Consider the following 12,353-nt stretch of genomic DNA (forward strand, 5'->3'; position numbering starts at 1 on the left):
ATCTGAGTTTTAGAATATTAAAATTAATTATTTTCTACTCTTTTGTTCCCATTTCCAAGCGCTTTCGATGGCTTCTTCAAGGGTTGCCGCTGTTTTCCAGCCTAGTACTTTATTGGCTTTTTCGGTATTGGCATAGGCTTCGGTTACATCGCCTTCACGTCGTGGTACGATGGTATACGGCAACTTTTGGCCACTCACTTTTTCAAAAGCCGTAATCACTTCGAGTACAGAACTTCCTTTACCTGTTCCTAAATTGAATACCTCTAACGCAGTTTCATTTTTCTTATCCAACAAACGTTGCAAAGCCACTACATGCGCCTTGGCCAAATCTACTACGTGAATGTAATCTCGCACACAAGTACCGTCAACCGTAGGATAATCATTGCCATAGACGGATAACTCTTTGCGCAAGCCCATTCCGGTTTGTGTAATAAAAGGGACTAAATTTTGAGGAACCCCAATAGGTAATTCTCCAATTTCGGTAGAAGGATGCGCTCCAATTGGATTGAAGTAACGCAATAAAATAGCATTGAGTCCGCTTACCTTGGTCACATCCGCAATGATTTCTTCTCCAATTTGTTTGGTATTTCCATAAGGAGACATCGCCGCTTGTATCGGTGTAGATTCTGCAATAGGCATCACCTCGGCTTGGCCATAAACCGTGCAAGAAGAACTAAAAATAAAATGAGCTTCTGGCTTTTTCTGCAATTCTTGCAAAAGATAAACCAAAGAAGCAATGTTGTTCTCGTAATACAATAAAGGATTTTGCACACTCTCGCCCACCGCCTTTGAGGCTGCGAAGTGAATCACTCCTGAAACCTCAGTGTATTTGGCAAAAAAAGCTTGTACTGCCGCTTTTTCTCTTAAATCAATCTGTTCAAAAATAGGCTGCTTTCCGGTGATTCTTTCAATTCCACCCAAAACATCAATAGATGAATTCGATAAATTATCAATCACGATTACCTCATACCCTACATTTTGTAGTTCGACCACCGTATGCGAACCAATAAATCCTAAACCTCCTGTGACAACTATTTGCATTTTATTTGTTTTTATAATGAACTACTGATAATCCTCTCAAGACCTCAGCACTTTTCTCTGGAGTAATATCACGCTGTGACTCGCCCATCATTTCATAACCTACCATAAATTTCTTTACCGAAGCTGAGCGCAACAACGGCGGATAAAAATGCATGTGAAAATGCCATTCTGGATGTTCTTCACCATCTGTTGGCGCTTGATGAATCCCAGAAGAATACGGAAAGGAAGTCTCGAAAAGATTATCGTATTTAGTGGTTAATTGTTTTAAAATAATAGCAAAATCTGTAACCTCAGCTGAAGTAAAATCAGTAATTTTAGAAACGTTGCGTTTGCTTACAATCATGGTCTCATAAGGCCAAATCGCCCAAAAAGGCACCAAGGCTACAAAATGCTCATTCTCGATAACGATGCGCTCTTGCACTTTCAATTCTTCTTGAACATAATCTTGTAATAAGGTTCGGCCTTGTTGTTCGTAATACTGTTTCAAGCTATTATGCGTTTTTTCAACCTGCGTAGGCAAAGACGATTGCGCCCAAATTTGACCGTGCGGGTGGGGATTACTACACCCCATCACACTGCCTTTGTTTTCAAAAATTTGAACATGGTTAATGTAATCTATAGCGCCCAAAGTAGTGTATTCTTTTTGCCAAGTCGCTACAATATTCTCGATATTCTCGACCTCCATTTGAGGTAAGGTCAAATCGTGTCTTGGTGAAAAACAAACCACTCTAGAAATGCCTCGTTCTGGTTTTGCCTTAAAAAAAGTAGGTGCATTGTTTTCTTCAAAAGCAATAGGTTCTTGTTTTAGCGCAGCAAAATCATTTTCGAAAACATAACAAGAATCATAAGTAGGATTCACTTCGCCATTGGCACGCACATTACCTGGACACAAGTAACATTCGGGGTCGTACTCTGGCAATTGCGCACCTGAAATGCTTTCTTTTTGACCTTGCCAAGGTCTTTTGGAACGGTGAGGAGAAACCAAAACCCATTCGTTGATTAAGGGATTAAAACGTCTATGCGGGTCTTCGTTGATATCAAAATTTTTCATGCTATTCATTTTATGTTTTTTGACACAGATTTGCTACGCCTATTCGCTACCACTCGGGTCACGAATTATCACAGATTAATTTTGTGCTTAAAAATTTGTGCAAATATGTGTGGAATCAGCGTTAAGTTTTTTATTAATTATGATGGCTCATATAAGGATGTACCATTTCCGATTTTTACATCATAAATTTTCAATTCTATGTTCCATTTTTCTTGGTACAATTGAGCGAATTTTTGTTTAACGGCTTCTTCTTTTCCTTTCTTAATCAAAGTAATGGTGCAGCCACCAAAACCACCGCCCATCAATCGGGAACCTATTACGGCATCATCGGCTAAGGCCAATTCAACCAAGTAATCCAGCTCGGGACAGCTTACTTCGTATTCTCTAGACAAGCCATCGTGTGTTTCAAAAAGTAATTGCCCCAAAAGCTCAATATTTCCAGCATCCAAAGCTTCGCAGGCTTTAGAGACACGAGCAATTTCTTTTACTACATAATGCACGCGTGTAAAAACAACAGCATCCATTTTGTCTTTCAAAGTCAACAATTGCGCTTCGGTACAATTTCTAAAACTTTTGATTTCAGGAAAATTAGCTTTGATAATCGCCAAACCTTCCTCGCATTCTTCTCTTCTTTTGTTATACGCCGACGTAAACAAGGAATGCTTCACATTACTATCAAACAACACCAAAGCATAGTCTTTAAAATCGGCATTATGGTACTCATACTCCAGCGTATTACAATCCAACTTGATGACTTTGTTTTCTAGGCCGTGTACGCTAGCAAACTGATCCATGATACCACAATTGATTCCCACCCAATGTTCTGCCTTTTGGCTCATCAATGCCCGATTTTGTTTGCTAATGTCTAAATTGAAAAGTGATTGTATCCCAAAAAGGAATCCGCACTCCAAAGCAGCCGAAGACGATAATCCAGAACCTACTGGAATGTTGCTACTAAATACACAATTGACTCCACTAAAATCAAAGCCATTGTCTTTTAGCTGTTTCAAAACTCCTAAAATGTAATTATGCCAAACCGTTGAACTCAATTGAATGTCTTGCGATAAATCGACTTCGAATTCTTGATTCAAATCGATAGCCACAATTCGAGAAGTAGTCGTATTGCTTTTTTCGAAAGCAAAGCAAATAATCTTATCTATAGCAGCAGGCAATACATAGCCATCGTTATAATCTACATGTTCTCCAATGATGTTAATTCTTCCTGGAGAAAGCACTATTTTTTCAGGTGCATTACCAAATGCATCCTGAAAAAAAGCCGTCGTTTTTTGTATTAATGAATCATTCATTATTCTTAAAATTAGAATTATTTTGAAATTGTTAATCTTTCTTCCCTTGTATACAAAAGAGGAAGGATAAAATGTGATTAAGTAAGAATCTAAAGTCATCGTTTTGTCATTCCGAAGAATGAGGAATCTCACAAGTGACTACCGTTATGCGATTTCTCCTTCGTCGAAATGACATAAAAAATACCTAACATAGTGACATTAACGATGCTTATTGTGCTACTTCATATTTGTTTTTTTATTTATTTCTTTGCTTCCAAAGTCAATTTACCCGCCTTCAACCCATCTCCGGTTACTTCCAATTTGATATCGCCTGCGGTAGTTTTCGATTTCACAAGTACTACCAATTTTCCGCTAAACAATTTCATCGTGTCTTTATGAAATAGTTCAAGTGAAGTTGCATCTCCATTACAGGCGGCGCGATACGTACCTGCTCCAGAAACTTTAAATTTTAATTGGTTGGTGGCTGTTGGACAAGGAACTCCATTTTTATCCACTACAGAAACCGCCACAAACGAAATATCCTCGCCATCGGCTGTGATGGTTTTTCGGTCTGCATCCAAAACAATCTGGTACGGTTTATCAGCGGTTCGGATTTCCTTTTCTTCAGCTACTTTGCCATTGTCATCATAAGCTACAACCTTTACCGTTCCTGGTTCATATTTTACATCCATCCACATCAAGCGGTAACGGTTTTGCGGAGTATTCTTGTTTTTGGTTTGTACGCCCATACTTTTGCCATTGATAAAAAGTTCGGCACTGTTGTAACTGGTGTACACAAAAACAGGAGTTGTTTGTCCCTCGCGACCTTCCCAATTCCAATGAGGTAAAATGTGTAGCGTAGTTGCCTTGGTGTTCCAACGGCTTCGGTACAAATAATAGCGGTCTTTCGGTAAGCCTGCTAAATCGTTAATTCCGAAATAAGAACTACGTGACGGCCATATTTCATCATAAGGTGTCGGTTCACCCAAATAATCAAATCCTGTCCAAACGAATTCACCAATTACCCAAGGTTTATCATCCTGAAGTACAAAATCTTCATCGGGAACATTGGACCAACTACAGGCTTCTAAATCATAGGATGAAGATTGCAAATCTGGATATTGCTTCATTTTTTCTTGCACGACAGGAAATTTGTAAATCCCTCTAGAACTCACCGTTGAAGCAGTTTCGGAACCTAAAATAAATCCTTGTGGAAATTTTTTGAATGCCTCATCGTACAAATGCACGCGATAATTCAATCCTGGAATATCCAACAAAGCTCCAAAACCAGACTCCATAGTCGCTTTCACTTGATCCATTCCTACGGTTACAGGACGTGTTGGGTCTTCTCTATGAAAAATCTCCTGCAACCATTTGGCTCGTTTTACACCTGCTTCTCCCCACTGATCTGGAACTTCATTTCCTGAACTCCACATCACAATAGAAGGATGATTACGTGTGGCTTGCACCAAATTCACAATGTCTTTTTCAGCATACTCGTCAAAAAAGCGATGGTAACCGTTTTCTACTTTTGGTAGAACCCATTCATCGAAACTCTCTGCCAAAAACAAAAAGCCCATTTCGTCTGCCAACTCCAATTGTTCGAAAGAAGGCATATTGTGCGAACTACGAATGGCATTGCATCCCATATCTTTTAAAATGGTCAACTGTCTACGCAAAGCCGCTTTGTTTACCGCAGCACCAAGAGGTCCCAAATCGTGATGCAAACAAACCCCTTTGAATTTGGTCACTTTCCCATTAAGACTAAATCCTTTATTGGCTTCATACTTAATTTCACGGATTCCAAATCGGGTGACAACCTCATCTTTTAGTTCATTGCCAACATACAATTGAGAAACGGCTTTGTACAAATAAGGTGTTTCTGGGCTCCACAATTTTGGATTCTCTACTTTTATATTTTGGTCAAACTCTTTTCCGAAGCGTAAAGAAGATTCCTCTGCACTTACTTTGTGTCCTTCGGCATCAAAAATGGTGGTCACCAAACGCGTATTTTCGCCAGAGGCTTTGGTCTTAATATTGACTTTGGCAACTGCATCACTAATAAAAGGCGTCGTTATAAATTGCCCCCATTGGTCAATACTTTCATTGTTTTTAATAATAACACTTACTTTTCGATACAAACCCGCTCCAGGATACCAACGGGAGGCAAATTCTTTATTGGATAATTTTACTGCTACAGTATTGTCGCCTTCTTGAATGAATTGAGAAACATCAAAATAAAAATAACTATAGCCATACGTCCATTCTCCTACTTTTTCCCCATTCAAATACACTTGAGGTTCACTCATCGCACCTTCAAAAAGTAGTAGTACTTTTTTTCCTTTGGCTTCTTTAGGCAAAGTAAAAGTATTGCGATACCACGCCGTACCCATATGAGGTAAGGCTCCGGTTCTTCCTGTTTTTACAGTAGGAGTATTTTCGCCATTTTGAGAAATTGCAACTGTTTGCATATCATTTTTTTTGTCAAAAGGACCATAAATTGCCCAGTCGTGCGGAACAGTAACCGATTCCCATTTCGAGTCGTTGAAGTTCATTTTGAAAGCGTCTTCAATATTTCCTTTTTGAAATTTCCAATGGGTATCCAATACCTTTACCACTCGGGCTTGAGAGAAAGCTATGGTGGTGGAGGCTATAAAAACCAACAAAAAATAGGGTATTTTTTTCATTTGTAAACCTGTATAATTATTTACTATCTAATCAATTCATAAACATTTAAGTCATTTAAGCGAAAGTTATTTAGCTTGCCCAATACTGTTCAAAAGGGAATATAAGTTCAAAACATTCTCTATAAGGCTAACAGTAGTTACTTAAACGAACTGATATTTTCACTTATAAGCAAATCAAAAACTTATCTAACTTATATGTTGTAACATTTTTTTGAATCCAATTCATTATTCTTTAAAAGCATCCAAAGCTGGCGAAGGTTTCCCGTCTGGTTGCCAAGCACTCAAGCCATAGCCACTCCAAGATTTGGCTCCTTGTGGTTCCCAATACAAAACGCCCAAGCCTTTATTATTGGGAACAGCTCTTACGGCTTTGATTGTAGCAGCTAGGAGTTCTTTGGTGTTTTGTACTTGTTCATCAACACCTCCAACTTCGACCACCATTACTTCTTTCTGATAACGTGAAGCCATATCGTTTAGGTTGTTTTGTAAATCGGCTATGGTTTCTGAATAGTCTTTCTTAATCCAAAACGGATAGTAAGACAGACCAATAACATCATACTTTACTTTATGCTCGGTAGCTTTATCAAAAAACCAACGGAATTTTTCGTTGTTGTTTCCTTCGTCTACGTGCACAATTACTTTGATTTTGGCATTCACAGCTTTGGTCGCTTCGTATCCTTTATTCAACAATTGCGCCAGTTGAGCCCAATTGTTAGTGCTCCCATCAGGCCAAAGCATTCCACCTGGAATTTCATTCCCTACCTGAACCCATTCTGGAGTAACACCTGCCTTTTTTAAAGCGGTCAACACATCAAATGTATGTTCATAAACTTTTTTCTGTAACGCATCGAATGATAAATTGGCCCAAGCAGCAGGTTTGGCTTGTTTGGCTGGATCGGCCCAAGTATCGCTGTAATGAAAATCAATCATAATGCGCATTTTGGCTTTTTGAGCGCGCAAAGCCATAGCTACTGTTTCTTCCTTACTGCAATGACCATTAGTTTTGTCTTGACTCGGATTGACAAACACACGCAAACGAATGGTGTTCATCCCGCGTTCTTTTAGCAATTGCAAACAATCTTTTTCCTTTCCGTCGGTATCATAAAAACGATAGCCAGTGGCTTCCATTTGCGGCAACCAACTCACGTCGGCTCCTTTGGCGAAAGCCGATGTATTTTTCTTTTGTGCCAAAGCGATAGTGGTACCACTTATAAAAAGAAGCAGTAGCATTATTCTTTTAAAAATTCTAACTGTAGTATTCATAACTAATTGGTAAATGCTTGCAAAACGGGCAAGGCTTTATTTGAAAAATCATAGAATGCTTGGTTTTCGAAAGTAGAACCATTGGTAGCTTGACTTCCTTTGAAAGACACCCATTCGCCTCCCCAATACGCAAAACCTTGCCCATAAGTAGATGATTTTACTAAATCTTTAATCGCTAAAACAAAACTTTTTTGTCCTTCGGGAGTGGCTGGATAGCCAGAAACCAATTGATCCGTCTGTCCCATTATATTATTGGTCCAGTCATTGAATGCCAAAGTAAACGGATAAGCAGTTTCTGCAATCACTACTTTTTTAGAAAAGTTTTTTCCTAAGGCATCGATAGTGGTTTTTATGGTAGCCAAATCTTTCCCATGCCAAATAGGATAATACGACAAACCGATATAATCATAATCAACACTTTTTACTTTAGTAAAAAACCAATTAGTATCTGTAGCCGAAACGCCTGCATAGTGAATCATAATTTTGGTACTTGGCGCTTTGCTTCGAATGGTAGCACTCGCTGTTTTTAACAAGTCTATACATTGTGCTTCTTGATTGATTAAATGCCCTTGAGGCCAAAGCAATCCGGTATTGATTTCGTTCCCGATTTGAATAATATCTGGATTAATTTCGGTCAAAATAGTTGTGGTGTATGAAGCTACCGCAGCTTTTAAATCAGTAAAAGATAAGTTTTTCCAAGCAGCTGGAGTGGTTTGAACCGCAGGATCTGCCCAATCGTCAGAATAGTGAACCGTTAACCAAACTTTTAAACCTGCTTTTTTTACTCGCTGTGCTAGAGTTTTTACCTCTGTCAACCCAGAATGTCCGTTGGCTGGATCTTTCCACAAACGAATTCGAATGGTATTGCAACCAGCACTTTTTAATGTAGTCAACATGTCTTCGGTTTTTCCGTTGTTGGTAAAAACTACACCCGCCGCTTCTATTTCTGGTAAAAAAGAAATATCAGCCGCTTTGATAAAATCACTGGTTACTACAGGTGGTGTAACGGTTCCGCCATCGCTTTTTTCGCTATCGCTAGAGCATGCTGTTTGTAACAAAACACTTAGGAGAATAACGATGTTTAAGAAGGTTTTTTTCATGATTAATTCGATTTGGATTGGAATTTGTAAATAGTTCTATGATTATAATGTTCTCCTTTTTTCAAAACTGCTGAAGGAAATTCAACATGATTAGGAGCATCTGGAAAATTTTGAGTCTCAAAACAAATGCCACTTAAAGGATGGTAATTGGCACCCTCTTTACCTGAAATAGTATCAAAACAATTGCCCCCAACATAAATATGAACGCCTGGCTGATTGGTATACACCAATAGTTGCAAGTTGTTTTTAGCACTATAAAGTGAAGCCGCAACTTCTTCAGAGCTGCTCAAAACGAAAGTATCGTCAATAGATATAGGACATTCTTTAGAAGTTAAAAAATCAAATGGAGTTCCAGCTACAGGCAGTACCCTACCAGTTGGTATATTTTGATGATCTTTCTCTATCACTTTCTCGGCATTGACAAATAATTCTTGTTGAGTTATCCCCTCTTGATGCCCATCAAGGTTAAAGTAACTGTGATGTGTTAAATTCAAAATGGTATCTTCGGAAGTGGTTGCGCTATACTCAACTTTTAATTCATTTGACTCTGTCAAAGTATAAGTAACGTTTACTTCTAGGGTTCCTGGAAAATTTTCTTCATTAGCAGGACTTGTATAAGAGAGCGTTACTGCCGAATTAATTCCTTGTTTACTATTTACAATCTTCCAATTTTTTTTACTAAATCCATCTTCTCCTCCATGTAATACATGTGCACCGTTATTTGGATTTAACTGAATGGTTTTACCATTTAATTCGAATGTGCTTTCATTAATTCTACCAGCGTATCGCCCTACGATGGTTCCGAAATAGGGAGGGCTTGGCAAATTATAAGAATCAATGTATGATGCTGCATTTTCAAATCCTAAAACCACATCTACCATTGATTGGTTTTCTAATGGAACTTTAATAGCAGTTACTGTGGCTCCATAGCTCATAAGCTGTACTTCCATTCCATTAGCATTTTTAAGCATAACAAACTGAATGTCTTCACCATCAGGCATTGTTCCAAATGATTTATTGATATAATGTGTCATAATCTGAGAATTTAATTTTATTTATGCTGTTTTATTATTAAATGTGAAATTCAAATTTAGATAAAAAAAAGCCTGTTACATACCAGTACCTACCAGTTATTTTATTATAAAAGTATTTTTATATCCCTCAAAAAAACAACCCCCGATAGCAAAGACTACCGAGGATTGAAAAGTATAAAAAACCAAAAATTATTACTGTGCTACAATGAACGTGTAACGTCCATCTAAATCATTGAACCAGATATCGTATTTACCGGCTGTTACAATAATATCACCACCATTATCTCCCCAATTCACATCCCAGCTGTTGTTGGCTCTGAATTTCATCTTACCATCTTTTAATGTTTGAGTAACTTTCCACATATGAGCATCAAAAGTAGATTGTACCATTGGCACACTCACATCCCATCCAGACGGCAAAGCATCACCAACAATTCCTACTGTTGCATAGGTAGTCATAGGTCCTGTGTAAGGTGTTAAAGTATAGGTTAATGATTCCAAATTCAATTCAAAATAATAGTATCCTTCTTTATCTGTAGGAAAAACGGCTGGGTCTGGTGCGCTATCATTGGCTCTGTATTTTACTTTGCCTCCATCAACACCATACGAAGGTGCCCAGAAACCTAATTGTTCAATTAATTTGAATCCACCAGCGTTGAAGTATCCCGTGTAGTAAAACTTAGCGTTGTCTTTGGTGTCTCTAAAAATAGGCATATTCCCTTTATTCACATCCCAACCCGCGATTGTCGCAGGACCTACTTGATACAAATCCACTTTAGGGAAAACGCCTCTGTAAGGTGTTACTACAATACTTATTGCTTTAGAATATTTAGGTTGAGAACCAGTAGTACCTACAGTAGATTTGATACGAATATCAATAGTTCCCTCTACCTCTGGAATTAATCCAAAATCCAACGCTTTGGTGTTTAGCTCCGACACTTTAATCGTAGCGAAAGAATTTGATGTTGCATTGATTTCGACTGGTGCAGCAAAATCAGTTCCGCTTTTGGCAAACTCTACCGTATAAGTTACAATAGTTGGCGTACCATAAGATACTTTTTCCCAAGTCAAAGTAAGTGCTGTATTATCTGGTGTAGCTTTGTTCAAAATTACTTTCGAACCCGCATCTGGGGTAATAATAGCAAAATCAGCTTCTTGTGGTTCAAGAATCATCAAATCAGTTTCGTTATCACAGGACCAAAATCCTAAAATAGCTACAAAAGCAACTAATAGTTTATATGTATTTTTCATTTCTTTAGTGTAAAGTGGTTATTTTTTTAGTATCCAAGGTTTTGAGTTAGGTTGCTATTTGATCCCAAAGAACCCGCAGGAATTGGAAACAAATCCATAAAAGCCGGAATAGAAACTCCCGTAGAAGCATTGCCTTTCCAAGCCCAATTGTAAGAACCGCCAGAGAATTTCCCAAAACGGATTAAGTCTTGTCTGCGGTGTGCTTCCCAGTGTAATTCACGAGCTCTTTCGTCTAAAACAAAATCAAGAGTCAAATCAGCAGGGACAATATTACCAACAGTGGTATTGTTATTGGCTCTTCTTCTAAGTGCATTCACATAGTCTAATGCTTTGGTAACATCTCCGCCAGCTCCTCCGCGTAAAGTAGCTTCAGCATACATCAAGTATACATCGGCCAAACGGAATAATGGAAAATCAGTATCGGCAAAAGTAGAACTTGTTCCATTTTGTCCCGTAGATGTTTTATTAGAAAATTTAGACAAAATGTACCCTTGGGTTTTAACTCCAATATCTGCAATATCAATCGTTCTTTGTTTAGAAGCACTTCCAGCCACGCCAGTTCCTATTGTTTTACGAGTATCTTGGTTGAATTTGGTACCATCAAATTTTTGAGCAAATTCTTTTCTAATTCTCAAGGCTCCACTCCATCCTCCAATTCCAAAATCAGCGCCGTTGTTTTCCCATACACCAATTTGTCCATTGGTCAATACTGTAGTGGCTCCCCAGTTTTGAGTTTTGGCACCATCAGATTGAATGGTGAAAATCATTTCAGGTGAAGTATGATTATCAGCTTTGAAGTTGTCCAAATAATTTGCTTTCAAAGAATAACCCGCAGCAATAAGGTCATTACACATGGTAATACAATCTCCGTAACGCTTAGTTTTGGTATACACTTCGGCATTCAAGTAAATTTTTGCCAAAATCATTTTTGCCATTCCTTGGTCAACGCGTCCGTATTCATTGGTTCTTGCGGCTTTCAAATTAGGAAGTGCAGCTTTTAATTCTGTTTCCACAAAATCAAACAATTGTTGTCTTGTAAACTCAGGTCCTTTGAAGTTGATAGGATCCGCTTCTGTGTACATAGCTGCTTTCCCAAACAAATCCATCATATTATAGTAGGCATACGCACGCAAAACCTTCACTTCATTTCGGTACAATTCGATTGCTGCCAAATCTTCGGCACTAGTAATGTTGCGTGATTTCAATTTTTCAGGAGTACTTTGGCGTAAAAATTCATTAGCATAAGCCACAGAAGCCATAGTTCGCGAGTACATTCCCAAAAGAATTGGATTGGCTGGTGTCCAAATATTGCGTTGCAATTCGGCTGTCCCACCATCATTTTCATAACTCCAAACCAATTCGTCGGTTGTAAGCTCTTGCAAATACAACAAACATCTACTAAACTGACTTGTTCCTGCATCTACTCCTTCAAGCGAAGAAGCATCTGGGCCCCAAGTACTCGTAAGCGATAAATTTCCGTAAACACCTGCCAAGGCATTTTTGTATCCAGCTGCATCTTTATATACAGCATCTGAAGCCAATACATCGTCATCTTCTGACACTACATTCAAATCATCGGTACACGATTGAAATAAAGTAGCCAAAGCTAAAAAGGATATAATTATATATTTCTTCATCGT

General features: G+C 38.3%; 9 protein-coding genes. All 9 read right to left on the reverse strand.

Annotated features, from left to right (window positions below; translation table 11 throughout):
• Window positions 1-27: 27 nt before the first annotated feature.
• The 9 genes from galE to BXU11_RS00740 all read right to left on the reverse strand — a co-directional run bounded on the left by galE (window position 28) and on the right by BXU11_RS00740 (window position 12,350).
• Window positions 28-1,041, reverse strand: coding sequence for a UDP-glucose 4-epimerase GalE (galE, locus tag BXU11_RS00700; protein WP_078210642.1), 1,014 nt, complete (start codon window positions 1,039-1,041; stop codon window positions 28-30).
• Window position 1,042: 1 nt separating this feature from the next.
• Window positions 1,043-2,092, reverse strand: a complete 1,050-nt coding sequence (locus BXU11_RS00705) for a UDP-glucose--hexose-1-phosphate uridylyltransferase (protein WP_078210643.1) — start codon at window positions 2,090-2,092, stop codon at window positions 1,043-1,045.
• 137 nt (window positions 2,093-2,229) lie between these two features.
• Window positions 2,230-3,399, reverse strand: coding sequence for a galactokinase (galK, locus tag BXU11_RS00710; protein ID WP_078211998.1), 1,170 nt, complete (start codon window positions 3,397-3,399; stop codon window positions 2,230-2,232).
• Between the two features lie 239 nt (window positions 3,400-3,638).
• Window positions 3,639-6,065, reverse strand: coding sequence for a DUF4982 domain-containing protein (locus BXU11_RS00715; protein WP_078210644.1), 2,427 nt, complete (start codon window positions 6,063-6,065; stop codon window positions 3,639-3,641).
• Between the two features lie 225 nt (window positions 6,066-6,290).
• Window positions 6,291-7,328, reverse strand: a complete 1,038-nt coding sequence (locus BXU11_RS00720) for a glycosyl hydrolase 53 family protein (RefSeq protein WP_223253638.1) — start codon at window positions 7,326-7,328, stop codon at window positions 6,291-6,293.
• Between the two features lie 2 nt (window positions 7,329-7,330).
• A complete protein-coding gene (locus BXU11_RS00725; RefSeq protein WP_139363420.1) occupies window positions 7,331-8,428 on the reverse strand; it encodes a glycosyl hydrolase 53 family protein in 1,098 nt (365 codons plus the stop codon).
• Window positions 8,429-8,430: 2 nt separating this feature from the next.
• Entirely contained in the window at window positions 8,431-9,462 is a 1,032-nt protein-coding gene (locus BXU11_RS00730) for an aldose epimerase family protein (RefSeq protein ID WP_078210646.1), read from the reverse strand.
• Window positions 9,463-9,654: 192 nt separating this feature from the next.
• Entirely contained in the window at window positions 9,655-10,713 is a 1,059-nt protein-coding gene (locus tag BXU11_RS00735) for a SusE domain-containing protein (protein WP_078210647.1), read from the reverse strand.
• 26 nt (window positions 10,714-10,739) lie between these two features.
• On the reverse strand, window positions 10,740-12,350 hold the full coding sequence (locus BXU11_RS00740; protein WP_078210648.1) for a RagB/SusD family nutrient uptake outer membrane protein: 1,611 nt from the start codon (window positions 12,348-12,350) through the stop codon (window positions 10,740-10,742).
• Between the last annotated feature and the right edge of the window lie 3 nt (window positions 12,351-12,353).

It is taken from the genome of Flavobacterium sp. LM5 (assembly GCF_002017945.1).
GTDB classification, from domain to species: Bacteria; Bacteroidota; Bacteroidia; order Flavobacteriales; family Flavobacteriaceae; genus Flavobacterium; species Flavobacterium succinicans.